A 25,325-nucleotide genomic window follows, 5' to 3' on the forward strand; every position below is an offset into this window, starting at 1 on the left:
GATCATCACCTCGAGTAGCGAGTCTGACCTCGTCAGGTGAGGATCGGGCCCATGCCGAACACCGTCTTCTGGTTCCGCCGCGACCTGCGCCTCATCGACAATCCGGCGCTGCTCGAAGCCGTCAGCGCCGCCGGTGACGACGGTGTCCGCGTCCTGTTCGTCCTGGATCCGGTGCCGTTCCGGGCGTCCGGCGGCCCCCGGACCAGTCATTTGGCACGTTCATTGCGCGCGTTGGACGAATCGCTCGGCGGTGCGCTGATGATCCGGCACGGCGACCCGGTGAAGGAGGTTCCGCGGGCCGCGGCCGAGATCGGCGCCGAGGAGGTGTACATCGCCGCCGATTACGGTCCGTACGGGTCCCGCCGGGACCAGCGGGTGGAGAAGGCACTGTCCGAGCACGGCGTCACGCTGCACCGCACGGGGTCGCCGTACGCCGTCGCGCCGGGCCGGGTCCGCAAGCCCGACCAGACGCCCTACCGGGTCTTCACGCCGTTCTCCAAGGCCTGGCGGACGCACGGCTGGCGCGCCCCCGTCGTCGCGCCGACGAAGGCATCCTGGCTCCCGGCAACGGGCCGCGACGCCTTCCCCGACATCCCCGACCTGCCGGACGTCGATCTGCCGGAAGCAGGTGAGGATGCCGCACGCGAGCGCTTCGACGCTTTTGTGGACGAGAAGCTCCGGCACTACAAGTCCGACCGCAACCGGCCGGACCACGACGGAACCTCCCGGATCTCGGTCCACCTCAAGTACGGCGAGCTGCACCCGCGGACGATCCTCGCCGAGCTGGCGAAGCACCGCGGGGAGGGTGCGGACACGTTCCGGAACGAGATCTGCTGGCGCGACTTCTACGCGGACGTGATGTTCCACCGCCCGGAGAGCGTCTGGGAGTCGCTCGACCGGCGGGTCGGCAGCATCGAGACCGACTCCGGCAAGCAGGCCGACGAGCGGTTCGAGGCCTGGGCCGCCGGCCGCACCGGCTATCCGATCGTCGACGCGGGGATGCGTCAGCTGCGCAACGTCGGGTGGATGCACAACCGGGTGCGGATGATCACCGCGTCGTTCCTCGTGAAGGACCTGCACCTGCCGTGGCAGCGCGGGGCGGCGCACTTCCTCGACCTGCTGGTCGACGGGGACTACGCCAGCAACAACCACGGCTGGCAGTGGGTGGCCGGCACGGGTACCGACGCGGCGCCGTACGTCAGGGTGTTCAACCCGGTGACGCAGGGCAAGAAGTTCGACCCGGACGGCGGCTACGTGCGACGGTGGGTGCCGGAGCTGGCCGGGGTCGACGGCGGCGCGATCCACGAGCCCTGGACGCTCCCGGAGCAGCCGGAGGGCTACCCCGAGCCGATCGTCGACCACGCGGCGGAGCGTCGCGACACCCTCGACCGCTTCGAACGGGTGCGCGGCTGAGGGTTGCACGCCTTGGTGGCTCATCGGCCCCCAAGGCGTGCAACCCTCGGGGCTCAGACCGGCCGGACGCCCCAGGCGCCGGTCCAGCGCTCACCCGGCTCCAGGCGGATGAGGCCCTCGCCCGAGTTGAACGCGTCCGGCGGGCACGTCATCGGTTCCACAGCGACCGCCTTGTTCGGCTCACCGCTGGGCCCGACGCCGTTGTAGACCTGCACCCAGCCGAACGACGAGTCCTGCCACAGCTGCCCGCCGCGCCCCTCGGCGTCGACGAGTTCGCTGACCGCGATGCCGTCCGAACCGCGCTCGGTGACGACGAACGGGGTGTCCAGCGACGCCGAGCCGATCTTGCGACCGTCCCGGTAGTCCCACTCGGTGCCCGCGACGTCCTCCAGCTCCCCGTTCGGGAGCAGCCGGTCGTCGACCAGAATGCGTTTCCCGGCCGGGAGCGTCAGCGTCGCGGTGTCGAGCGCGTCACCCCCCAGCGTCAGGAACGGGTGGATGCCCAGCCCGAACGGAGCCGCGGTCGGGCCGACGTTGATCGCCTGGTGCTCGACCCGCAGCCCTTCCTTGCCCAGCGAGTACTTCACGCGGAGCACCAGCGCGAACGGGTACCCCGGTCGCGGCTGGACGGTCCGGGCGAGTGTCACCGCTGTCGGCGTGTGATCCAGCCGGTCCCACAGCTCCCAGCGGACCAGACCGTGGATCGCGGTCCGCTTGTCGGTCTCGTCCCACCCGAGCTTGTGGTCCTGACCGTCGAACGTGTACTTGCCGTCGGCGATCCGGTTCGGCCACGGCGCCAGGATCTGCCCGACGCCCTTCGACGCCATCGCGTCAGCCGGGTAACTCGCCAGGACGTCGCGTCCGTTCACCGTGTACTCGCGGAGCCCACCACCGACCTCGACCAGCGTCACGCGCTGGGTGCCCGCTTCGATCGTCCACTGATGTCCGGACGGGGTGTTCCACCGCGCCGTCATCGCGCCTCCACATCGTCGGGGATCCGGACCCTGATTCCTCGAGGAATGCGTAACGCACTCCATCCGGGGCACGATATCGGTCGATGGACGCCAGCACTCTCATCCCCGCCCAAGCCGACCTTCCAGCACTCAAGTCGGCAGCCGATCGATGCACGGCCTGCGAGCTCCACGGGCCGGCGACCCAGACCGTGTTCGGAAGCGGCAATCCGACGGCGAAAGTGCTGCTCGTCGGGGAACAACCAGGTGACGTCGAGGACCAGCGCGGGGTGCCGTTCGTCGGTCCGGCGGGCAAGCTACTGCAGCGCGCGGTCGGAGAAGCCGGATTCGGTCAGGGTGCGGTGTACGTCACGAACGCGGTGAAGCACTTCCGGTTCGAGCTCCGCGGGAAGCGGCGAATCCACCAGACGCCGCAGCCGGAGCACATCCACGCGTGCAACCCGTGGGTGGCGGCGGAGATCGCGGCCGTGAAGCCGCAGATCGTGGTCTGCCTCGGCGCGACAGCGGTGAAGGCGTTGCTCGGTTCGAAGTACCGGGTGACGAAGGACCGGGGTTCGCTGATGCCGTACGCGGGGCCGGGTGCGGAGCCTTCGATGCAGGCGTTGATCACCATCCACCCGTCCGCGATCCTGCGGATGCCGGACGACGCCCGCGACCAGGGTTACGCGGACCTCGTCGCCGACCTGGCCGTCGTCGCGAAAGCTGTTGCCTAGATTTACGCTGGTCAGATGCGTGACTATGCAATTCGGTTGAGCACCACCGGGGGTCCGGAAGTCCTGCAGGTGGAATCGATCGAATTGTCACCGCCGGGTCCCGGCGAGATCCGGGTTCGGCAGACCGCTGTCGACCTGAGCTACGGCGACGTCATGGTGCGCACCGGGGCGATCCCGGCTGAGTTACCCAGCGGGCTCGGCAGCTCCGCGGTCGGCGTGGTCGAAGCCGTCGGGCCGGCCCGACGCCACGCCGTCGACCGGGCGGCCGGTTCGGCGGCCGGTTTCGCCGTCGGGGACCGGGTCGCGTACGCCACCGTGCCGTTCGGGGCCTATGCGACGGTTCGGAACGTGGCGGCGAGCGCGCTGGTTCCGCTTCCGGACGCCGTCGGCGACGAGGACGCGGCCGCGGTACTCGCCAAGGGGCTGCTGGTCTGGGCGCTGATCCGCCAGGTGCACCGCGTCGAAGCCGAGGAGACCGTGGTGTTCCACGCCGCGGCCGGTGGCGTCGGACTGATCGCGGGTCAGTGGCTGAGCCACCTCGACGCCCGGCCGATCGGCACGGTCGGCTCCGCCGACAAGGTCCGGCTCGCGATCGACAACGGCTACGACGAGGTCGTGCTGTACCGCCGGGACGACCTGGCGGCCCGGGCCCACGACCTGACCGACGGCGTCGGCGTGCCGGTGGTGTACGACCCGATCGGCGCGACGACGTTCGCCAGTTCGATCGCAGCGCTGCGCCCCCGCGGCCTGCTGGTGTCGTTCGGTGCGGTGTCCGGGCCGGTCACCGGCCTCGATCTGAGCGTTCTGGCGTCCGGCGGGTCGCTGTTCGTCACCCGTCCGCGCCTCACGACCTACCTTCCGGACGCCACGACGCTGCGCGCCGCGTCGGCAGAAGTGTTGGACCTGGTCGCACGCGGGATCATCCGGCCGAACCTGCGACAGCGGTTCGACCTGGCCGACGCCGGGAAGGCCCAGGAAGCGCTGGAGTCGCGGGCCACGGTCGGCGCTACGGTGCTCATACCTTGATCGGGGAGGCGCCGAATGGCTGACTACGGGATCCGCATCCACGAGACCGGTGGGCCGGAGGTCCTCCGCTACGAAGAGCTGGAACTGCCGCCGCCTGGGCGCGGTGAGGTGCGGATCCGGATCACCGCGATCGGCCTGAACTTCCGCGACACCTACGAGCGCACCGGCCTGTACCCGATGGAGCTGCCCGGCGTGCTCGGCAGCGAGGCGGCCGGCGTCGTCACCGAACTGGGCGAGGGCACGACGGGGCTGGCCGTCGGCGACCGGGTCGCGCACGCGACCGGGCCGAACGGGGCGTACGCGACAGCGCAGAACGTCCCCGCCGAATCCCTGGTGCCGATCCCGGACGGCGTGAGCGACGAGGCCGCGGCTGCGGTGCTGCTCAAGGGCCTGACGGTCTGGTACCTGGTGCGGCGTACCTACCCCGTGCGGTCGGGAGAGACCGTGGTGTTCCACGCGGCGGCCGGTGGCGTGGGGCTGATCGCCGGGCAGTGGCTGCGGCACCTCGGGGTGCGGGCGATCGGCACGGCGGGCAGCGCGGACAAGGCGAAGCTCGCGCTGGAGAACGGCTACAGCGAGGTGATCGCGTACCGGTCGGAGGACGTGGCCGCTCGGGTGCGTGAGCTCACCGACGGCGCCGGGGTGCCGGTCGTCTACGACTCGGTCGGCGCGGACACGTTCGAGAACTCGCTCGACTGTCTGCGGCCGCGCGGGCTGATGGTGTCGTTCGGCAACTCGTCCGGGCCGGTGACCGGGGTGAACCTCGGCATCCTCGCGTCGAAGGGGTCGCTGTTCGTCACCCGGCCGACGCTCAAGCACTACATGGGCGAGCTCCGGACCGCCGCGAGCGAGCTGTTCGACCTGGTGAGCGCAGGCGTGATCACCCCGAACATCGGCGCGCGGTTCCCGCTCGCCGATGCCGCCGACGCGCACCGCGCATTGGAGTCACGCGCCACGATCGGGGCTACCGTCCTCCAGCCGTGAGTGAAGCGGTCCCGTTCGGGCGCGCCGTAGCGCGCCGTAGCGGGACCGCTCACGCGTCCGGTTTGCCGTCGTAGCGGAGGAATTTCGGTACTGAGAGCGCGACGACGGCGACGAGCACCACGCAGATCAGGCCGCCGCCCACCCACGACACGGTGGGGCCGAACCACGACTCGGTGACGCCGGCGCGGAGGTCGCCGAGGCGCGGCCCACCGGCCACGACCACCGTGAACACCCCCTGCATCCGGCCGCGCATCTCGTCCGGTGCGTAGACCTGCAGGATCGTCTGCCGGTAGACCGCCGACACCAGGTCGGCGGCGCCGGCGACGGCCAGCAGCGCGACCGCGAGCCACAGGTTGCGGGCCAGCCCGGCGGCGGCCACCGCGAGGCCCCAACCCATCACCGCGATCGTGAGTGCCACGCCCTGACGCTTCACCCGGCCGATCCAGCCCGACGACAACCCCGCGAGCACGGACCCGATCGCGATCGCCGCGAAGAGCCACCCGACGGCTTCCCCGCCGCCGTACCACTCGTCCGAGACCTGCGGAAACAGCGCCCGCGGCATCGCGAACACCATCGCGATGATGTCCACCGCGAACGACATCAGCAGCACGGGCTTGAGCGCGATGAACGCCAGGCCCTGCCCGACCGCGCGCAACCCCGGGCTGACCCGCTCGCCGATCGGCTCGAGGTGCGGCAATCGCAGCGCCGCGTACAGCGCGAACGTGAACAGCACCGCGTCGACGCCGTACGCGACCGCGTACGACCACTTGGCGAGGATCAGGCCGGCCAACAGCGGGCCGACGACAGTGCCGAAGTTGCTCGCGGTGAAGTTCAGCGTGTTCGCGGACGGCACCTGCTCGATCGGCACCAGCCTGGGGATGATCGCGCTCCGGGTGGGGCCGCTGACCGCGAACGCCGCGGATTGCAGCGCGGTCAGCGCCAGCAGCAGCCAGGGGCTGTCGACGCTGAACAGCGCCTGCACGACGAGCGCGCCGGTCGCCACCCACAGCACCACCGACGAGATGAGCAGCAGCGTCCGCCGGTCGATCGCGTCGGCGAACGCGCCACCCCAGAGGCCGAACAGGATCAGCGGCACGAGCCCGGCGACGCCGAGCATGCCGACCCAGAACGACGACCCGGTGATCGCGTACATCTGTACGGGAACCGCGACAGCGGTCAGCTGGTACCCGATGAACGCGACGCTCTGCCCGAGGAACAACCGCCGATAGGCGACGTTACGCAGCGGCCGCGTATCGACGAGTACCCGCCGCCAGCGTGGCACCGGCGGCTGCTCGCCCGCGCCGGTGGGCGCCGCTGCGGGCGGGGACGCGCCGGCCGACTCGCGGGCGACTTCTTCGGCGGCGCCCGTGGTGGCGGCGGTCGCGCCTGAAGCGGGATCGGGGGAGCCGCTCACGGGCCGAGCCGTTCGACGACCCAGGTTTCGCCGTCGCGGCGGAACCGCAGCCGGTCGTGCAGGCGGTCGGGGCGGCCCTGCCAGAACTCGACGGTGTGCGGTACGACGCGGAACCCGCCCCAGGTTTCGGGTCGGGGGACCGCGTCGGGGTAGCGGTCGGCCAACTCTTGCTGCGCGTGCTCCAGAGTTTCTCGGCCCGCTACGACGCGCGACTGGGGGCTCGCCGCCGACCCCAGCTGGGAGCCGTGCGGACGGCTGTTCCAGTAGGCGTCGGACTCGCTCGGATCGACCCGGTACACGGTGCCGGCCACGTTCACCTGGCGCTGGAGGGGATGCCAGCCGAAGAGCAGCGTCGCCCGCGGGTTCTCCGTCAGGTCCCGGCCCTTGCGCGACGTGTAGTGGGTGTAGAACGTCAGGCCGCGCTCGTCGGCGTCCTTCAGGAGCACCGTGCGGGCGCTGGGCGTCCCGTTCGCCGCCGCGGTGGCCACGATCATCGCGTTCGGCTCGACGATCTCCGGCGCCGCGACGGCCTCGTCGAACCACGCGGTGAACTGGTCGAACCAGTTGTCGGCGAGCGTGTCCTCGGTGAGCGTTCCTCGTTCGTAGCCGACACGCATGCCGCCGACCTGGGAGACGACGCCGTACTCGCGTTCCACCGCTCCTCCTGATTTCCGTGGTCAATGCAACCTTATGCCTGTCTGCGGAGCCCCTCCGACAGGTGTGGCCACCACGTGACGTCGATATGTCTCCGACGTGTCGTCCGTCGATGTGGGCTGCGACACGATCACAATGGGCTTGGTCCGGACTGACCTCGCGGACCTAGCGGGAACGGTAGGAAGATGTCAGAAATCGTTCCCGACTGGTGGAGGGCTACCGCCTGCCGCTGGTCGAGCCGGCCGGGGCGTACCGCCACCGAAGACCACTGGGAGCTGAGCCAGCATGTCGGACTTCAAACCGGGGCTCGAAGGCGTCATCGCCTTCCACACTGAGATCGCCGAACCCGACCGGGACGGGGGCGCGCTGCGCTACCGCGGCGTCAACATCGAAGACCTGGTGGGCCAGGTTTCGTTCGGGAACGTCTGGGCGCTGCTGGTCGACGGCAAGTTCGGTCCGGGTCTACCGCCCGCGGAGCCGTTCCCGGTGCCCGTGCACTCGGGTGACATCCGCGTCGACGTGCAGGCCGCGATCGCGATGCTCGCCCCCTACTGGGGCCTCAAGCAGCTGATCGACATCGGCCCCGAGCAGGCCCGCGAGGACCTCGCCCGGATTTCGGTCACCGCGCTCTCGTTCGTCGCGCAGTCCGCCCGTGGCATCGGCCTGCCGGCCGTCCCGCAGCGTGAGATCGACAAGGCGAACACGATCGTCGAGCGCTTCATGATCCGCTGGCGCGGCGAGCCCGACCCGAAGCACGTCCAGGCCGTCGACGCCTACTTCATCTCCGCCGCCGAGCACGGCCTGAACGCCTCGACGTTCACCGCGCGCGTCGCCGCGGGTACCGGTGCCGACTGCGCCGCCTGCATCTCGTCCGCGGTCGGCTCGATGTCGGGGCCGCTGCACGGTGGTGCGCCGTCCCGCGTCCTCAAGATGCTCGACGAGGTCGAGAAGTCGGGCGACGCCGAGGCGTGGGTCAAGGCGGCGCTCGACAAGGGCGAGCGGCTCATGGGCTTCGGGCACCGGGTCTACCGGGCCGAGGACCCGCGGGCGGCCGTGCTCCGTCGCACCGCCCGTGAGCTGGGCAGCACCCGCTTCGAGGTGGCCGAGGCGCTGGAGAAGGCCGCGCTGGCCGAGCTCCACGCGCGCCGTCCCGACCGTGTGCTCGCCACGAACGTCGAGTTCTGGTCGGCCGTCGTCCTCGACTTCGCCGAGGTTCCGGCGCACATGTTCACGTCGATGTTCACCTGCGCGCGCACGGCCGGCTGGTCCGCGCACGTCGTCGAGCAGAAGAACCTCAACAAGCTGGTGCGCCCGTCCGCGCTCTACACCGGCCCGGGCCCGCGCAAGCCCGACGAGGTCGAGGGTTGGGACACGATCCAGCACAGCTGAGCTGCACGCGAGGGCGGGCCACCGAACCGCCCGGCGCAGTCCGCCCTTGTCGTGGCGGATGACCTCTAGGGCGGGCCACCGAACCGGTGGTCCGCCCTTGTCGTGTCTCAACTCGTTAGCCAACGGTGGGAGGATCTTCGCGTGACCATCACCATCCCCGCAGAGTTGTTGCCCGCTGACGGTCGGTTCGGTTCCGGCCCGTCGAAGGTTCGCCCGGCTTCGGTCGACGCACTCGTCGCCACCGGCCGGAGCTTCCTCGGAACGTCCCACCGGCAGGCGACAGTGCGGAACGAGGTGGCACGCCTCAAGTCCGGCCTCGCCGAGCTTTTCTCGCTGCCCGACGGCTACGAGGTCGTCCTCGGCGTCGGCGGCACCACGGCGTTCTGGGAAGCTGCGGTGTTCGGCCTGATCCGCGATCGCGCCCAGTTCCTCTCGTTCGGTGAGTTCGGCGCCAAGTTCGCCAAGGCCGCGAAGATCGCGCCGTTCCTCGGAGACCCGACGATCATCGAGTCCGCGCCCGGCGACGCGCCGGTGTTCGAGCTCGAGGACGGTGTGGACGTTTATGCCACGCCGCACAACGAGACCTCGACCGGCGTCGCGATCCCGGTCACGCGGGTGCCCGGGGATCACCTGATGCTGCACGACGGCACGTCGGCGGCCGCCGGTCTGCACGTGGACGTGTCCGAGACCGATGTGTACTACTTCGCGCCGCAGAAGGGGCTCGGCAGCGAGGGCGGGCTGTGGCTCGCGATCCTGTCGCCGGCCGCGCTCGCGCGCGTCGAGGAGATCAGCGCGTCGGGGCGGTACATCCCGGCGTTCTTGGATCTGGTCACCGCGATCGACAACTCGCGCAAGGACCAGACCTACAACACCCCTGCGTTGACGACGATCTTCCTCGCTGCCGAGCAGGTGGACTGGTTCAACGGCCAGGGCGGTCTGGCGTGGACGACGCAGCGCACCGCGGAGTCCGCGCGGACGCTCTACGAGTGGGCCGAGGCATCGTCGTTCGCGGCGCCGTACGTCAAGGACGCGGCGAAGCGTTCGCACGTCGTCGGGACGATCGACTTCGCGGAGTCGGTCGACGCGTCGGCGGTCGCAAAGGTGCTGCGCTCCAACGGGATCGTGGACACCGAGCCCTACCGCAAACTCGGCCGCAACCAACTCCGCATCGCCATGTTCCCGGGCATCGACCCGACCGACATCGCCAAGCTGACCGCGTGCATCGACCACGTGGTGACCGCCCTCGGCTGAGCCGCACTTTGTTGTCATGAGTGGCCTCAGTGGCGCGTCGGGACAGACAAACGCGACTTTTGGTGCGTAACGTGGTCTTGGCCGGAGAACGGCGCGCCCATTCGGCGTGGTATGCGGGGCACACGAGCCCTGCCGTCGTATGGTGGGCTCGCTCGCCGGTGTCTGGAGAGGGAGGTCGCAATGCGACCGTTGCGGTTCGTCGCGCTCTCCGCTGACGGGCAGGCCATGATTCTGACCGACGAGGTCGGGCGGATGCTTTCGCTCGCCATCGACGACCAGGTGATCGCCGCCGTCCAGCGGGAGCGGACCGGTACCCCCGGTCAGCTATCGATGGATGTGGAGGCGACGTTGACGCCGCGTGACATTCAGTCCCGGATCCGTTCCGGTGAATCGGCAGAACATGTCGCTCGCCTCGCGAACGTTCCGATGGAGAAGGTTCTGCGCTTCGCCGGGCCGGTGCTGCAGGAGCGCGCCGCGATGGCGCAGCTCGCTCGGCGCACGCGTCTGCGCGGTGCCGACAGTGGGCAGACGCTTGCCGACGTCGTCGACGGACGCCTGCGGGCGCACGGCATCGACGTCGAGACCGTCGCGTGGGACAGCTACCGCCGTGAGGACGGCGGCTGGCGCACCACGGCGACGTGGCCGTCGGGCAAGGCGACCGCGCACGCGATCTGGGATCTCGACCGGGCCCGGTCGATGGTGACTCCGGTCGACGAGATGGCGAACTTCCTCTCGAGCGAGAAGCAGGAAGATCTGCTGATCGGACCGGACGAGCAGATGCTGGCGTTCGGGATTCAGCCCGGGAAGCTGCCGGATGACGTGGACCCGAAGGAGGGTCCGGTCGTGCCGGCGCTGTCGATGCTGCGGCGGCGCGACGAGCGTCGTCGCGAGGAGCCGGCACCCGCCGCCGCGGAGGCCGTGGCCGCGCCGGCGCGGGAGGTTCCGCGGGAGCTGCCCCGGGAGGGGCGCGGTGATCTTCGGCAGGCGGCGCGCGAGAGTGGACGGGGCCGGGCGCTCGACCCCCGGTTCGACGACTTCCGCCGGCCTGAGCCGACGCGTGAGCCGACGCCCACGCCCGAACCTCCGGCGGCCGACGCCGGCACCGGACCCGCTGCACCGGCTGCAGCGGCCGGCGCACCCCCGATCGGCGGCACCGCCCCCGGCCTGGGCAACCGAGACGGCCTCACCGGCCGCCCCGGCCGAGGCGCCCTGACTCGCGACAACGCCAGCCTGGGTGGCCGCGACAGCGGCGCCCTGGGCGGCCGTGACGGCGCTGGTCCGGGCGGTCGTGACAGCGGCGCGGGCCTCGGTGCCCGTGACGGCGCTGGTCCGGGCGGCCGTGACGGCGCTGCGGGTCGGGACGGGCTGGGTGGCCGAGACGGCCTCGGTGGCCGTGGCCTGACCGGTGGCCGTGATGGCGCTCCGGGCCGGGACGGTACGGATGGGCCCGCTGGTGGGCGGGGGGCTGGGTGGCTGGATGAGCCCCGTTCGGCTGGCGGAGCTCGCCCCGACGAGGTGCGTCGGCCCGACCCGTGGGGCGACGACCCGCGTCGACCGGCTGGTCGCCGGGGCGACGTGAGCGAGCAGTCCACTCCCACCTCGGGCAGTGGTCTCGCAGGCCGCAGCGACTGGCGCGAGCGCCTCGACCCCACCGGCGTCGGAACGTCCCCCAGCGCGAACCAGGCGCGCCCCGAGCCGCCGGCTCCCGCTCCCAAGGCCGGCAGCGGCCGCGGCCGCAAAGCCGAACTCCCCAGCTGGGACGACATCCTCTTCGGCTCCGGCGCCCGCCGACCGTAGGCGGCCCGTTCAGGGCGACGCTGCCGAGCGGGCGGCACAACTTGAGTATTACCTATACGCGGCGTTGTCCCGCCCGATCGGCAGCGCCGCCCTGAACGGGCTCCAGCTTCATACAAAGAACTGACGATGCCCCGCGCGAAGCGCGGGGCATCGTCAGTTCTCGGTCGGGGTGGGGACTCGGGGGATTCGGGCTATTTGGCGGGACTGGGCCACCAGGCGGCCCGCGGAATCGCGGATCGTGCAGTCCTCGTCGAACCAGCCGTTCGCGAGCACGCGACCGCGGAGCTCGCACCGCAACCACCCCGGCGCCGGAAGCACCCGCAGATACGTCGTCAGCTGAACGGTGGGCGCCCAGCCGTAGCGCCCGATGGTGAACGTCACCGGCGGGAACGCATCAGCCGCGAGCAGACACACCAGCGGATCGGGATCACGCCCGTCCACCATCCGTACCCACCCACGCAGCGCCATGCTTCCGTCCGGACGCCCGCGCACCACGTTCGCGAACTCCGGCGCGAGCCGGACGTCGACGTGATCCATCAACGCGAGGTTCGTACCCGGCATGACGTCCGACCGGATCCGCGTGCACTGATCCGGCGACGGCAACTCGATCTGCGGCGCCATGTCGAGATCCGGGCTGCTCGAGTCGAGCATGCTCGTCACCACCGACGAAACCAGGCACGGCTGGCCGTCCTGGATCAGCGTGGCCCGGCTCGTGCCGATCGTCTTGCCGGTGCGCAGCCGCTCCACCACGATCTCGGCCTCGCCCGCGTGGGGGGCTTGCAGGAAATCCGTGGTGACCGCCACCGGGTGCGGATGACCCTCTGCCGCGAGCACGGCTCTCACGACCGGCAGCTGGAGGTAACCCCCGTTGAGCGACGAACCGATCGCCCAACCGCCGTCGATGAGTGTCGCGTACCGATCTGGACCGGTCTCCCGGATCTCGGTATGGATCTCCAGCACACACCCACCCTGCCAGGTTTGTGGACGGCCCGCCCAGAACAAGCCTGACAGGCGAGCGCCAGCCTTGCCCCGGGCGGGCTACAGGTTCACACAACGGCGCATACGCTTCGCGTATGGAATATGTGCGGTTGGGACGGTCGGGACTCAACGTCAGCAGGCTCTGCCTGGGGACGATGAACTTCGGGCCGGAGACGTCTGAACAGGACAGTCACCGGATCATGGACACCGCCCATGACCAGGGAATCAACTTCTTCGACACGGCGAACGTCTACGGCCGCAAGACCGGCGAAGGCGTCACCGAGCAGATCATCGGCAACTGGTTCGCGTCCGGCGACGGTCGGCGGGAACGCACGGTCCTCGCGACGAAGGTCTACGGCGGAATGGGGGGCTGGCCCAACCAGGGCAAGCTCTCCGCGCTACACATCCGGCGTGCCTGTGACGAATCCCTCAAACGACTCAAAACTGACTACATCGACCTCTACCAGATGCACCACGTCGACCGCGAAACGCCGTGGGACGAAATCTGGGAGGCCATGGAGGTCCTGCGGCAGCAGGGCAAGATCATTTACGTCGGGTCGAGCAACTTCGCCGGGTGGCACCTCGCCCAGGCCCAGGAGGCAGCGAACTCGCGGCACTTCCTCGGCCTGGTGAGCGAGCAGTCCTACTACAACCTGCTCAACCGTTGGATCGAGCTGGAGGTGCTGCCGGCCGCCCGGCGGTACGGCATCGGCGTCATCCCGTGGTCGCCGCTGGACGGTGGGCTCCTCTCCGGAGCGATCCGCAAGCAGCGCGAGGGTGGTGGCTCGCGGAGCAGCTCCGAGCGGTCCGCGGCCGGCCTGGAGAAGCACCGCACGGCGCTCGAGGCGTACGAGAAGCTCTGCGCCGAGCTCGGGCACGACCCGGCCGAGGTAGGCCTCGCCTGGCTGTTGGCGCAGGACGGCGTCACCGCGCCGATCGTCGGGCCGCGCACCGGCGAGCAGCTCGACAGCGGTCTCCGTGCCGCGGAGCTCACGCTCGACGAGGCTGCGATGACCGCGCTCGACGAGCTGTTCCCCGCCCCGTTCCCGAACGGAAGCAAGCCCGCTCCGGAGGCCTACGCCTGGTAAACCGGCCAGGAGGCCCGCGCCGGGCGCTGCGGTCAGGCCTGCGCCGGGCGCAGCCTCCAGGAGGCCTGTGGCTCGTAGGTGCCCGCGATGCTGCGCATCAAGTGGATCTCGTCGGCCGGCCACGACGGCCCGGCATAGTCCCGGAGCGCGGCCACGTCGGCCCGCAGCTCGTCCCGCGTCACCCGGCCCCGAGGGCGGGCCAGCGTGAGGTGGGCCCGGAACGGCATCGGCTCGGGCGCCAGGAGCCGGACGGCGGAGGCCGTCCGGCTCAGCCCGTCCACGTCGCCGCCCACGCCCGCCCACAGCACCCGCTCACCGAACCGCCCGCTGCCGGCGAGCGACACGGTGGCGCTCCGCCCGGCGGCGACCAGGTCCGTGAGGCGGCCCCGGACGTCCTCCGGATCACCCACCTCGCCGAGGAACGCGAGCGTGAGGTGCCACCTGTCCGGGCGCACCACGCCCGCGTCCGCGCGCACGACGTTGAGCCGCTCCACCGCGCCACGCAGGTGGTCAACGGCAGCGGCAGGCGGTAGCACCGCGACGAACAGACGCACGTCACCAATATTTCACTGGTGGAATGCGACGATCCGAGAGATCGTTACCTGAGGTAATGAGTTGTGCGTAACAACCTCACTGCGTAAGACTTCAAGAGGGTGACACTCACGGATCCGCACGATTACGACGAGTTGGCAGTCCGGCTCCGGTCGGCCACCGGGCGGTTCTTCCGCCGGCTCCGGGCCGAACGCCCGGCACACGGCCTGACGATGACGCAGATCTCCGCCCTGTTCAGCATCTCGAAGGGCGGCGGTGTGCTGACCCCGCGCGGCCTGGCCGAGGTCGAGCGGGTGCAGCCACCGGCCGCCACCCGCACCGCGGCGGTGCTGGAGGAGCGCGGCCTGGTCCGTCGGGCCCCGCACCCGACCGACGGACGACAGATCGTGCTCTCGACGACACCCGACGGCGAAGCGCTCATCGCGGCCGACCGGCAGGCCCGGGAGGCGTGGCTCGCGGCCCGCCTCTCCGAGCTCGACAAAGCCGATCAGGAAACGCTGCGCGCGGCCGCCACGATCCTCGAACGGCTGGCACGCGCATGAGCCCGGCACTCCGCACCATGTTCTCGTCGCTGAGCGTCCGGAACTACCGGCTGTTCGCGAGCGGCCAGATCGTCTCGCTCACCGGTACCTGGATGCAGATGACCGCCCAGGACTGGCTGGTCCTGGACCTGTCGCACAACTCCGGCACCGCGCTCGGCGTCGTCACCGCTCTGCAGTTCACCCCGGTGCTGCTGCTGACGCTCTGGGCCGGCGCCCTGGCCGACCGGCTCGACAAGCGCAAGGTCCTGATCGCCACGCAGGCGGCCTCGATGCTGTTCGCGTTCGGCATGGGCGCGCTCGTGGTCACCGGCTCGGCCGAGTTGTGGAACGTCTACGTCTTCGCATTCCTGCTGGGCACCGTGAACGCGTTCGACACCCCGACCCGCCAGTCGTTCATCTCCGAGATGGTCGGCCCCGACCGGCTGCCCAACGCGGTCTCGCTCAACTCCGCGACGTTCAACTCCGCGCGGCTGCTGGGCCCGGCCGTCGGTGGTCTGGTCATCGCGACGATCGGCACCGGACCGACGTTCCTGATCAACGGTGCGTCCTACGTGGCCGTACTGGCCGGGCTGCTCGCGATGCGCCCCGGTGAGCTGCTCACCGGCAAGCGCGTGGAACGGGCCCGCGGCCAGGTCGTCGAAGGACTGCGTTTCGTCTGGGGCCGGAAGGATCTGCTGCTGGTCCTCGCGATGATGTCGGTGCTCGGCACGCTCGGCATGAACTTCAACCTGACGCTGCCGTTGCTGGCCAAGGTGGAGTTCGACGTCGGCCCGGCGTCGTTCGGTCTGCTCTCGGCCGCGTTCGCCGGCGGAGCGCTGATCGGCGCGTTGATCGGAGCCCGCCGCACCAAGCGGCCTTCGGCCCGGTGGGTGCTGAGCTGCGCGGCCGTGTTCGGCGTCCTCGAGTGCGCGGTGGCCTTTGCTCCGAACTTCCCGCTGGCTGCGCTCGTGTTGTTGTTCGTGGGTCTGACCTTCATCGCACACAACAACGCGGCGAACGCGCGCGTGCAACTCGGTACGCCGGCGCACCTGCGTGGCCGCGTGATGGCGCTGTACATGTTGGTCTTCCTCGGCGGCACACCGCTGGGCTCACTGATCATCGGTCCGATCTCCGAGCGCTACGGGCCGCGCGTCGGCCTGCTCCTCGGGGGCGTCGCCGTGCTGATCGCGGCGGGCACGCTCGCCGTCGCCCGCATGAAGGCACGAAACCGGGAGACGGCATCAGAGCCTCAGCAGATAACTTCTGTCGCGGCAGTGAGCAACATGACAACTTAGGAAATACGGGGAAGGAAGCACGATGGCTGGACTGAACCGGAGATTCGTCGGAGCGACCCTGGCTGCTGCGGCGTTAGCCAGCACGCTGGGCTGCTCGATCATCGGCGCCGACAACTCGGAGGCGTGCGACAACATCAAGACGAAGATCCAGGAGTTCACGTCGGCGTCGCTCAAGAACGTCGACGACCCGGCCGCGCTGGGTGAGTCGTACCACGTCCTCGCGGACGACATCCGCACCGAGGGCTCGAAGGGCGACGGCGACCTCGAGGACGCCACCAAGGACCTCGGCACCGCCTACGACAAGCTCGGCGACACGGTCACCGGGCTGGCCAACAACCCCAACCCGACGATTCCCGACTCGGGTGAGGTCACGGCCGCCGGCGTGAAGTTCAAGAACGCCTGCGAGTGACGCCCTGACTCCGGTGCGGCCCCTCGCGCCGCACCGGAGCACTCCCGCGTTACGCTGCCGATATGGCCCGCCGTCCGACACGTCCGACGCCGGAGCCCCTGGATGTCGACGCGGTGACCGTCGTCACCGCCGGCACGGCGCTCTGGGGAGTCGCCGCACTCCTGTTGTCGACGCTTGGGCGCGGCTGGCTGGAAGACCACCACGACGAGTGGTGGATCTGGACCTGCGTCGCCGGATTCGTGCTCGGCCTGGCTGGTATCGCGTTCGTACGACGCCGCCGCAGCCGGCTCGGACGCGTGGCGGCGGCCCGCGGCGATGACCCCGCCCCCCGACCCCGCCCCCCGGCCCCGGCCCCGGTAGAGCCGGCCCCGGTAGAGCCGGCCCCGGTAGAGCCGGCCCCGGGCGGCAACCCCGCAGCCGAGCCCGCCCAGCAAACAGAGCCCGCCCAGCACACCGAAAAGGCCTGAGCTCGCTCTGTCAGCACGCTGTGCGACGTCTGACAGCGCGAAAGCGCATCGTGGAGTGACTTCCTTCCGACAGGAGACTCCCCGATGTCCTACGCGATCGAGGCCGAAGGCCTCGTGAAGCGGTTCGGGTCGACGATTGCGCTCAACGGCGTCGACCTCGCCGTCCCGACCGGCACGATCCTCGGCGTGCTCGGCCCCAACGGGGCCGGCAAGACCACCGCGGTTCGCGTGCTGGCCACCCTGATCAAGCCCGACGCCGGCCGGGCCCGCGTCGGCGGCTTCGACGTTCTGACGCAGGCACCCTCGGTGCGTGCCCGGATCGCGGTCACCGGGCAGTACGCCTCGGTCGACGAGGACCTCACCGGCTCCGAGAACCTGACGATGATCGGCCGACTGCTCGAGCTGTCCCGCCGCGACGCCAGAGCGCGGGCCCGTGAGCTGCTCGAACGCTTCGAACTGACCGAAGCGGCCGGACGCTCCGCGAAGACCTACTCCGGCGGCATGCGGCGCCGCCTCGACCTGGCCGCGAGCCTGGTCGGCCACCCCGACGTCATCTACCTCGACGAGCCCACCACCGGCCTGGACCCGCGCAGCCGCGGCGAGGTGTGGAACACGATCCGCGAGCTGGTCGCGGACGGTGTGACGGTGCTGCTGACCACCCAGTACCTCGACGAGGCCGACCAGCTGGCCGACTCGATCGCGGTGATCGACCGCGGCGAGCTGATCGCCACCGGCACCCCGGACGAGCTCAAGGCCCAGGTGGGCGACCAGACCCTCGAAGTGCACCCCCTCGACGCCGCTGACCTCGCCGACGTCGAGGCGATAGTCGCCGCGGTCACGCGCGTGCAGACCACCCGCAACGACAACCGGGGACTGGTGACCGCCTCGGTCGCCGAACCCACGATGCTCGCCGACGTCGTCCGACGCCTGGACGACGCGGGGATCGCGGTCGGCGAGCTCGGCCTGCGCCGGGCCAGCCTCGACGAGGTGTTCCTCACGCTCACCGGCCACCCGGCCGAAGACGCAGCATGACAGCGACCCTGGTGGCCACGACAGCGTGGCCGGAAGCAGAAGAGCCGCCGACCCGGTTCGGCCCGATGCGGACGCTCCGCCACGCACTGACGCTCACCTGGCGCAGCCTGATCAAGATCAAGCACTCACCGGAGCAACTGCTCGACCTCACGCTGCAGCCGATCATCTTCGTGGTGCTGTTCGTCTATCTGTTCGGCGGCGCCGTGAGCGGTGACCGGCACGTCTACCTGCAGTTCGTCCTCCCCGGCATCCTCGTGCAGAGCGTCGCGTTCGCCAGCCTCGGCGTCGGCCAGAGCCTCGCCGCGGACCTGCAGACGGGGGTGTTCGACCGCTTCCGCACGATGCCGATCGCCCGTTCCGCACCGCTGATCGGCGCGGTCTTCGGCGACGTCGTCCGCTACGTGGTGACGGTTGCCGTCGTGCTCGGCTTCGGCGCCGTGATCGGGTTCCGGGTCGGGACCGATCCGCTCTCCGCGCTCGCCGCCTGCGCCCTGGTGCTGGTGTTCGCGTTCGGCCTCTGCTGGGTGACCGCGCTGATCGGCCTGTTGCTGCGCAACCCGCGAACCGTGCAGGGGATCGGCGCGATGCTGATGTTCCCGTTGACGTTCGGCAGCAACCTGTTCGTGCAGACCGAGACGCTCCCCGGCTGGCTGCAGGCGTGGGTGAACGTCAACCCGATCACGTTCGTCGTCGAAGCGGCGCGCGGCCTGCTCACCGGGCAGGGTGCGGTCGCCGCGCCCACGATCAAGGTGCTGATCTCGGTCGCGGTGCTCTGCGCGGTGTTCGTTCCGCTCTCGCTGGCGGCCTACCGCCGTCGTACCTGAGCCGCCAGGTCGCGGGCCACCTGCGGCACGCTCTCCCTGGGTAGCGTCTCGCCGTCGCGGAACCTGGCTTCGAACTCCTCGGAGCCGAGGGCCGCGGCGGCGAGTTCGCGGGTGCGCAGGACGTCGGGGTTGCCCAGGTCGGGCAGCCCGCGGATCAGGGCCGCGGCGCCGAGCAACGTCGCCGCGGCGGCCGCGTCACCGAGTGCGAGGACGACGGCCGCGGTGGCGTCGAGCGAGCCGGCCAGCACCGGGGAGTCGTGGGCTTCCGCCGCCTCGGTCAGCGCCTCCAGCACGCAGTCGCCGGCCTTCTCCGGGTCGCCGAGAGCGATCAACGCGTAGCCGTAGTCGGCGAGCAGCAGGGCGTTGATCTGCGGCGGGCCGTACGGCTGGGAGCGGTACCGCTCGACCTCCGCGGCCAGCAGGGCGGTGGCACCCTCGATGTCTCCGGTGAGCCGCAGGACGCTCGCGCGCGCGGCGCCCAGGAAGCCCAGCGCGTTGTCGTCGTCGCCGATGCGGGCGACGTGCGTCGCGCTCTCGTCGAGATACTCGCGGGCGCGGTCGAAGTCGCCGACCCGGGCCCACTCCAGCGCCAGCCACAGCAGGACGCGGGGAAGGTCGTCGAACCCGTTGAGGTCGTAGATCAGCGAGCGGGCCTCCTCCAACGCGGCAATCGCGCCGGGATGGTCACCGCGGAGCGCCTTGATCGACGCGAGCGAGCTGAGCACCGCGCCCGTGCCCCACCGGTCGCCGATCGCGCCGAACGCCGTCCGCGCGTCCTCGAAGAGCCGTTCGGCGGCCAGCAGGTCGCCGTCGTTCTCGTGCAGGTTCGCGTCGAGGAACAGCGCGAGCGCGCTGACCCACGGGTCGCGGTGCTCGTAGACCCGCTTGAGCTTCGCCACGACCTCGTCGTTCCGGTCACCGAGGAAGTGGATGATGCTGTCGGCGAGCACGAGCACGGGGTGCGCGTCGGGCGCCGCCGCATAGGGCCTGATCAGCTCGCTGACCCGCTCCGCCTCGCGCTTCGCCTCCTCATAGGTGCTGCGCAGGCTCGCGGCGGTGAGCCCGGCGAACGCGGTGACGATCGCGGCGCTCTCCGGCGGCGCCTGGTCGGTCAGCGGCAGCACCGCGGTCGACCACCGGTCGGCTTCGGCGTGCGCGCCCCGCAGCGCCCAGTACCAGGCCATTCCGGCGACCAGCCGGACGGCGGGGTCACCCCGTCGCTGGTCGACGGCCCACCGCAGCGCGGCGGTGATGTTCTCGTACTCGGCGGTCAGCGTGTTCGCCCACGTCCGCTGCTCCGGGCTGCGCAGCTTGGGCTCGGAGATCTCGACCAGCTCGACGTAGTAGGCCAGGAGCGCGTCCCGGAGCGTCGCGGTCTCACCCGTCACGTCCAATTGCTCGACGCCGAACGCGCGGACGGTCTCCAGCATGCGGTAGCGCGGGGGATCGGCCTCCGCGACGAGCTCCACCAGCGACTTGTCCACCAGCGATGCGAGTGTCTCCAGGACGTCGCCGGAGCGCAGCAGGTCGTCGTCCGCGCACACGCGCTCGGCGGCCTCCACCGTGGCGCCGCCAGGGAACTGCGACAGGCGCCGCCACAGGACCCGCTCGGGTTCGCTCAGCAGATCCCAGCTCCAGGCCACCACCGCGTGCAGCGTCTGGTGGCGGGGCAGCGCGGTACGGCTCCCGGCGGTCAGCAGCCGGAACCGGTCACCGAGCCGGTCCGCCAGCTGCTCCGGCGAGAGCGAGCGCAGCCGGGGAGCGGCCAGCTCGAGCGCCAGCGGCATTCCGTCCAGCCGACGGCAGATCTCGACGATCGCGTCGACGTTGTCGGGGGTGAGCACGAACCCAGGCCGCACCGCGGCGGCCCGGTCCACCAGCAGCTGGACCGCGGGGTACCGGGCGGCCTGCGCCGGGGTCAGCCGTCCGGGCGGCGGGAGGTCGAGGCTGGGCACCGGGTGCAGCCGTTCGCCCGGGACGCCGAGCGGCTCCCGGCTGGTGGCGAGGATGCGCAGCTCGGGGCAGTCCAGCAGCAGGGAGTGGGCCAGCGACGCGATCGGCTCCAGCAGGTGCTCGCAGTTGTCCAGCACGAGGAGCGTCGGACCGGCGCTGAGCGCTTTCACCAGCACGGCGTCGACGTCCTGGGGTGCGTTGACCTCGTTCGAGAGCTTCGTGTCGAGCAGCCCGGTCTGCCGGCGGCCCAGGCCGGTGAGCACGGCCTGGGGAACCTCGTCACCCTCGCCGATCGGCGCGAGCGGCACCATCCAGACGCCACCGGAGTTGCGGTCGGTGAGCCGGGCGCCCGACTCCTCGGCGAGGCGCGTCTTGCCCGCGCCGCCGGGGCCGATGAGCGTCACCAGCCGTTCGGCGGCGAGCAGGTCGGCCACGGCGGCCAACTCGGTGCGGCGGCCGACGAACGTGTTCAGCTGCGGACGCAGGTTGCCCCGGGCGCGCGCGCCGTTCACCGCTACCGGCCTGGGGGCCACGGGGGCGCGAACGCCGTCTTTGGGCGACACGGTTCTCGGTGCCGCGGTGGGGCCGCCCAGCACCGTGGCGTAAGCACCCTTGAGCACCGGCCCCGGATCGACGCCCAACTCGTCGGCCAGCCGACGCCGGATGCGGTCGAACACGGCCAGCGCGTCGGCCTGCCGCGACGCACCGGAGAGGGCCAGGATCAGCTGCGCGTGCGGACGTTCGCGGAGCGGGTGTTCGGCGGTGAGCGCCTCCAGTTCGGGCACGACCTCCGCATGGCGTCCGAGCTGCAGGTCGGCGTGAATCCGGTCTTCCAGCGCGCCGAGGCGGGCGCCGTCCAACCGGATGACGACAGCTTCCCGGAACGGAGCGTCTCCGATGTCGGCCAGCGCCGGACCGCGCCAGAGGCTCAGCGCCTCGCGCAGCGTGGCGGCGGCGCCGAGCGCGTCTCCGCCTTCCAACGCGCGCCGCCCGGCCGTGGCCAGGTGCTCGAACCGGTGGACGTCCACGGACTCGGCGTCGACAGCCAGGCGGTACCCGGCCGGGGCGGACTCGACGATCCCGGGTGGCAGCGTCCGCCGCAACCGGCTGACCAGCGACTGCAGCGCGTTCCCCGACCCGGCGGGCGGATCGTCGCCCCAGACCGCGTCGACCAGCGTGCTGACCGTGACCATGCGCCCGGCGTCCAGCGCGAGGCGGGCGAACACCGCGCGCAGCCGGTGGCCACCGACGGAGACGGCGGTGCCGTCAACTGTGACCTCGACCGCACCCAGCAGCCCGATCTCCACCGTTCGCACACCTCCGCCGTCCCCGCTCCCCGCCATTCTCTGCCTACGGTCACCTCATCGGCGATTCAGATCCCCCGCTGGTGGTTCGGCGGACAGTGAACAGCAGGTCAGGGGCGACGGCGATCGGTTCGCCGCCGTGGCCGGACGACGCCCAGCGTCGTGCCCGGCTGGCCGGACTGACCGAGGTGGCCCACCGTCAGTACGCGGCGCAGCGTCGAGACGACCGGTACCACGGGTCGGGCCCTGGCGGGAGCGGGACTCTCGGGGTCCGGATTCTCTTCGTCCGGTGCCCGCCGTCGCCGGCGGCGGCGAACCGCCCACCAGCTGACGAGCAGCAGCGCCAGCACGATCAGCCCGGTGTTGCCGATCACTTCCTCGACGCGGTGGTACGAGTCGGCCGCGACGTAGCCGAGGAGCGTCGAGCCGACGCCCCAGAACAGGCCGCCGACGAACGCGGCCGGAACGAACGTCAGCGCCGGCACCCCCGACGCACCGGCGGCGCCGGGAGTGACCGTCCGCAAGAAAGGCAAGAACCTGCTGCCGACGATGACCAGCGCGCCGTGTCGTCGCAGCGTGGCAGTGGCCCGCTCGATCTGCGCACGGCGTCGGCGCAGCAGCCTGCCGTCCAGGACGGCCGGGCCGAACCGCCGCCCGAGCAGGTAGCCGGTCGTGTCCCCGGCGATCGCCGCGACCGTGACCAGGGGGACCACGACCTGCAGCGCTATCTGGTGCTGGGCCGCGAGCACACCGGCAACGATCGCCGCGGTCTCACCGGGAAGAAACATGCCGAGGAGAACCGCGGTCTCGGCGAAGACGACCGCGAGGATGAGGGCGTAGAGGACTGGGGCACGGAGGTCGGTCACGAGTTCGACGACCGAGTCCATCACGCCTCCTTCCGGCGCCGTCGCCGGACGCTCGTACTCCAGCGTCCGGCGACAGTCGCTTGTGGGCAAGTACTTATCCGACGGCGATTGGCTCGCGTTTCTCCTCGGGCCGCGGCGGCGCGACCGGTTCGTCGGCCGGCTCCACCGTGAGGTGCGGCAGACGACGGTCGAGCCACTTCGGGATCCACCAGTTGGCGCGCCCGAACCAGTGCATCAGCGCGGGCACGAGCAGCGTCCGCAGGATGAACGCGTCGATGAAGACGGCGCTCGACAGGCCGATGCCGAACTCGGCGATGACCCGCTGGCCCTCGAAGATGAATGCTCCGAAGACGAAGATCATGATCGTCGCCGCGGCCGTGATCACCCGGCCGGTGCTGGCCTGCCCGACCGTGATCGCCCGCTTGTTGTCGCCGGTGTGCACCCATTCCTCGTGCATCCGGCTCACGAGGAACACCTGGTAGTCCATCGACAGGCCGAACAGGATCGCCAGCATCATCACCGGCACGAACGCCTCGACCGGCCCGGCCGCACCGATGTTGAGCGCCTCGGCGCCCCAGCCCCACTGGAACACCGCCACGATGACGCCGAACGACGCGGCCGCGGCCAGCACGTTCATCACCGCCGCGGTGAGCGGGACGAGCAGGCTGCGGAACGCCACCGTCAGGAGGAGGAAGCCCAGCGCGATGATGACGCCGAGGAACAGCGGCAGCTTGCCGGTGAGCACGTCCGCGAAGTCGTCGAAGATCGCTGTCATGCCACCCACGTAGACCTGCATCGTGGTGCCGTCTTCGATTCCGGGCACGACGTCGTTCCGCAGGCGCTCGATCAGCTCGCTGGTCTCCTCCGACTGCGGAGAGGTCGTCGGGATGACCTGGACGATGCCGACCTCGGCGCCCGGCTGCGTCGGCAGTGCCACGACCGCGGCGACACCCGGGTCGTTCCGGACCTGACCGACCAGCTCGTTGAGCGCGGCCGTGTCACCGGGCGACTTCAGCTCCGCGACCAGCTGCAGCGGGCCGTTGAAGCCCGGCCCGAAGCCGTCGGCCAGCATGTCGTACGCCTTGCGGGTGGTCGAGTCGGCCGGGTCGTTGCCCTGGTCCGAGGCGCCCAGCCGGATGGAGAGCGTCGGGATCGACAGCACGGCGATCAACGCGATCGCGATGGCAGCGAGCATGCGCGGACGCCGCTCGACGATCCCGGCCCACCGCGCCCAGAAGCCGCGGGTGTGGGCGTCGTGCGGACCTTCGGTGGCCAGGCGGCGACGCTCCCGGCGGGAAAGCACGCGCATCCCGAAGAAGCCGAGCAGCGCGGGGAGCAGGGTCACTGCCGTGAGCACCGAGAACAGCACCACGACCGACGCCGCGATACCGACACCGGTGAGGAACGACAGGCCGAGGACGAGCATGCCGAGCAGCGCGATGCAGACCGTGATGCCGGCGAACACCACGGCCCGGCCGGACGTGTTCAGGGCCCGGACCGCGGACTCCTCGACCGACATCCCGGCCATCAGGCCGTTGCGGTGCCGGGTGACGACGAACAGCGCGTAGTCGATGCCGACACCGAGGCCGATCAGCGCGGCCACGGTCGGAGCGATCGTGCCGATCGTCATCAGGTGGCTGAGCAGGATGATCGACGTGGTGCCCGCGGCGAGCGCGATCACCGCGGTGATCAGCGGGATCGCCATCGCCAGCAGCGAGCCGAACGCGATCAGCAGGATCACGGCGGCGGCGATCAGGCCGTAGATCTCCGAGCTGCCCGGCGGCGCCTGGGTGGCCTGCTGGATCGCGTTGCCGCCGAGTTCGACGTCCAGGCCGTCGGTGCGGGCCTTCTCGGCGGTGGCGATCAGGCTGTCGACGGCGTCGAGGTCGACCTCGTCCTCGACCGAGCCCTTGAACGTCACCGTCGCGTACGCGGTCCTGCCGTCCTGGCTGATCTGCGCCGCGCCCTGCTCGGTGTACGGGCTGGCCACGGACGCGATGTCGGAGCGGCCGGCGACCTCGCCGAGCATGCCCTCGATGCGCTGCTGGACGGCCGAGTCCTTCACCGTGCCGCTGTCGGTGTGCCAGACGATGGTGTCGGACTCACCGGCGGCGTCCGGGAACGCGCCCTGGAGCAGGTCCAGTGCCTTCGTCGATTCAGTGCCTGGTAACGCGAAGCTATCGTTGTAGGCGGTACCGGCTGTCTGACTGCCGATGCCGAGCCCCACCAGGCCGACGACCCAGAGGACCACCACAACGATTCGATGCTGATAGCACCACCTGGCCAATCCGGCCATGGCTCACACCCCCGCGGGCTGGAATTAATCGATCGGTCGGTTAATACTTTGGGTAGCCTACGGCTGTGTGTCAACCGTGTGGTGGTCGGTGTCACGTGGAATTCACAAGACCTGTCCGATGGCGCGCG

The 25,325-nt window shown here is 70.8% G+C and carries 22 protein-coding genes; 14 read left to right on the forward strand and 8 right to left on the reverse strand.

The genetic code is table 11. From position 1 onward, the window contains the following. The first annotated feature begins 51 nt into the window (after window positions 1–51). Window positions 52–1,413, forward strand: a complete 1,362-nt coding sequence (locus ACGFY5_RS02235) for a cryptochrome/photolyase family protein (protein ID WP_392716389.1) — start codon at window positions 52–54, stop codon at window positions 1,411–1,413. Between the two features lie 53 nt (window positions 1,414–1,466). On the opposite strand, the gene ACGFY5_RS02240 is transcribed toward ACGFY5_RS02235, so the two are convergent. Beyond that, window positions 1,467–2,387 carry an aldose 1-epimerase family protein gene (locus tag ACGFY5_RS02240; protein WP_392716391.1) on the reverse strand — a complete coding sequence of 307 codons (921 nt, stop codon included), beginning with the start codon at window positions 2,385–2,387 and terminating at the stop codon, window positions 1,467–1,469. Between the two features lie 83 nt (window positions 2,388–2,470). Between ACGFY5_RS02240 and ACGFY5_RS02245 the strand changes: the two genes are divergently transcribed. The 3 genes from ACGFY5_RS02245 to ACGFY5_RS02255 are packed head-to-tail and all read left to right on the forward strand — an operon-like array spanning window position 2,471 to window position 5,107. Continuing rightward, window positions 2,471–3,097, forward strand: a complete 627-nt coding sequence (locus ACGFY5_RS02245) for a UdgX family uracil-DNA binding protein (RefSeq protein ID WP_392716393.1) — start codon at window positions 2,471–2,473, stop codon at window positions 3,095–3,097. A 15-nt stretch (window positions 3,098–3,112) separates the two neighbouring features. After that, window positions 3,113–4,123: a quinone oxidoreductase family protein gene (locus ACGFY5_RS02250; RefSeq protein ID WP_392716395.1), complete on the forward strand. Its 1,011-nt coding sequence runs from the start codon at window positions 3,113–3,115 to the stop codon at window positions 4,121–4,123. Window positions 4,124–4,138: 15 nt separating this feature from the next. Continuing rightward, a complete protein-coding gene (locus ACGFY5_RS02255; protein ID WP_392716397.1) occupies window positions 4,139–5,107 on the forward strand; it encodes a quinone oxidoreductase family protein in 969 nt (322 codons plus the stop codon). A 49-nt stretch (window positions 5,108–5,156) separates the two neighbouring features. On the opposite strand, the gene ACGFY5_RS02260 is transcribed toward ACGFY5_RS02255, so the two are convergent. After that, window positions 5,157–6,389, reverse strand: coding sequence for an MFS transporter (locus ACGFY5_RS02260; protein ID WP_392718619.1), 1,233 nt, complete (start codon window positions 6,387–6,389; stop codon window positions 5,157–5,159). 128 nt (window positions 6,390–6,517) lie between these two features. Further along, window positions 6,518–7,138 carry a pyridoxamine 5'-phosphate oxidase gene (gene pdxH / locus ACGFY5_RS02265; protein WP_392718621.1) on the reverse strand — a complete coding sequence of 207 codons (621 nt, stop codon included), beginning with the start codon at window positions 7,136–7,138 and terminating at the stop codon, window positions 6,518–6,520. Window positions 7,139–7,460: 322 nt separating this feature from the next. On the opposite strand from pdxH, the gene ACGFY5_RS02270 reads away from it, so the two are divergent. The 3 genes from ACGFY5_RS02270 to sepH all read left to right on the forward strand — a co-directional run bounded on the left by ACGFY5_RS02270 (window position 7,461) and on the right by sepH (window position 11,612). Further along, complete coding sequence (locus ACGFY5_RS02270; protein ID WP_392716399.1) at window positions 7,461–8,564, forward strand: citrate synthase 2; 1,104 nt, start codon at window positions 7,461–7,463, stop codon at window positions 8,562–8,564. 141 nt (window positions 8,565–8,705) lie between these two features. Beyond that, window positions 8,706–9,815 (forward strand): phosphoserine transaminase, encoded by a 1,110-nt coding sequence (gene serC / locus ACGFY5_RS02275; protein ID WP_392716401.1) that lies wholly within the window; start codon window positions 8,706–8,708, stop codon window positions 9,813–9,815. A 180-nt stretch (window positions 9,816–9,995) separates the two neighbouring features. After that, window positions 9,996–11,612: a septation protein SepH gene (gene sepH / locus ACGFY5_RS02280; RefSeq protein WP_392716403.1), complete on the forward strand. Its 1,617-nt coding sequence runs from the start codon at window positions 9,996–9,998 to the stop codon at window positions 11,610–11,612. Between the two features lie 153 nt (window positions 11,613–11,765). Here the strand turns inward: sepH and ACGFY5_RS02285 are convergent, their stop codons facing one another. Then, window positions 11,766–12,572 carry a thioesterase family protein gene (locus ACGFY5_RS02285; RefSeq protein ID WP_392716405.1) on the reverse strand — a complete coding sequence of 269 codons (807 nt, stop codon included), beginning with the start codon at window positions 12,570–12,572 and terminating at the stop codon, window positions 11,766–11,768. 113 nt (window positions 12,573–12,685) lie between these two features. On the opposite strand from ACGFY5_RS02285, the gene ACGFY5_RS02290 reads away from it, so the two are divergent. Beyond that, window positions 12,686–13,678: an aldo/keto reductase gene (locus ACGFY5_RS02290; protein ID WP_392716407.1), complete on the forward strand. Its 993-nt coding sequence runs from the start codon at window positions 12,686–12,688 to the stop codon at window positions 13,676–13,678. 32 nt (window positions 13,679–13,710) lie between these two features. On the opposite strand, the gene thpR is transcribed toward ACGFY5_RS02290, so the two are convergent. After that, on the reverse strand, window positions 13,711–14,232 hold the full coding sequence (thpR, locus tag ACGFY5_RS02295; protein WP_392716409.1) for an RNA 2',3'-cyclic phosphodiesterase: 522 nt from the start codon (window positions 14,230–14,232) through the stop codon (window positions 13,711–13,713). A 99-nt stretch (window positions 14,233–14,331) separates the two neighbouring features. Between thpR and ACGFY5_RS02300 the strand changes: the two genes are divergently transcribed. From ACGFY5_RS02300 to ACGFY5_RS02325, 6 genes are all read left to right on the forward strand, one after another. Beyond that, entirely contained in the window at window positions 14,332–14,772 is a 441-nt protein-coding gene (locus ACGFY5_RS02300) for a MarR family winged helix-turn-helix transcriptional regulator (RefSeq protein WP_392716411.1), read from the forward strand. Then, complete coding sequence (locus ACGFY5_RS02305; protein ID WP_392716413.1) at window positions 14,769–16,046, forward strand: MFS transporter; 1,278 nt, start codon at window positions 14,769–14,771, stop codon at window positions 16,044–16,046. The genes ACGFY5_RS02300 and ACGFY5_RS02305 overlap by 4 nt, the downstream gene beginning before the upstream one ends. A gap of 22 nt (window positions 16,047–16,068) precedes the next feature. Then, complete coding sequence (locus ACGFY5_RS02310; protein ID WP_392716415.1) at window positions 16,069–16,455, forward strand: hypothetical protein; 387 nt, start codon at window positions 16,069–16,071, stop codon at window positions 16,453–16,455. A 62-nt stretch (window positions 16,456–16,517) separates the two neighbouring features. Then, the gene (locus ACGFY5_RS02315; protein WP_392716417.1) at window positions 16,518–16,922 is read left to right on the forward strand and encodes a DUF2530 domain-containing protein; all 405 of its coding nucleotides are present in this window, start codon (window positions 16,518–16,520) and stop codon (window positions 16,920–16,922) included. A gap of 84 nt (window positions 16,923–17,006) precedes the next feature. Beyond that, a complete protein-coding gene (locus ACGFY5_RS02320; protein WP_392716419.1) occupies window positions 17,007–17,954 on the forward strand; it encodes an ATP-binding cassette domain-containing protein in 948 nt (315 codons plus the stop codon). Then, window positions 17,951–18,778, forward strand: coding sequence for an ABC transporter permease (locus ACGFY5_RS02325; protein WP_392716421.1), 828 nt, complete (start codon window positions 17,951–17,953; stop codon window positions 18,776–18,778). The genes ACGFY5_RS02320 and ACGFY5_RS02325 overlap by 4 nt, the downstream gene beginning before the upstream one ends. Here the strand turns inward: ACGFY5_RS02325 and ACGFY5_RS02330 are convergent. From ACGFY5_RS02330 to ACGFY5_RS02340, 3 genes are all read right to left on the reverse strand, one after another. Beyond that, window positions 18,760–22,038 (reverse strand): BTAD domain-containing putative transcriptional regulator, encoded by a 3,279-nt coding sequence (locus ACGFY5_RS02330; protein WP_392716423.1) that lies wholly within the window; start codon window positions 22,036–22,038, stop codon window positions 18,760–18,762. The two genes, ACGFY5_RS02325 and ACGFY5_RS02330, sit on opposite strands and share 19 nt — an antisense overlap. Before the next feature lie 107 nt (window positions 22,039–22,145). Next, the gene (locus tag ACGFY5_RS02335; protein WP_392716425.1) at window positions 22,146–22,922 is read right to left on the reverse strand and encodes a DedA family protein; all 777 of its coding nucleotides are present in this window, start codon (window positions 22,920–22,922) and stop codon (window positions 22,146–22,148) included. A gap of 73 nt (window positions 22,923–22,995) precedes the next feature. After that, the gene (locus tag ACGFY5_RS02340) at window positions 22,996–25,152 is read right to left on the reverse strand and encodes an MMPL family transporter (protein ID WP_392716427.1); all 2,157 of its coding nucleotides are present in this window, start codon (window positions 25,150–25,152) and stop codon (window positions 22,996–22,998) included. Between the last annotated feature and the right edge of the window lie 173 nt (window positions 25,153–25,325).

The organism is Cryptosporangium sp. NPDC048952, assembly GCF_043197895.1.
Taxonomy (GTDB): Bacteria; Actinomycetota; Actinomycetes; order Mycobacteriales; family Cryptosporangiaceae; genus Cryptosporangium.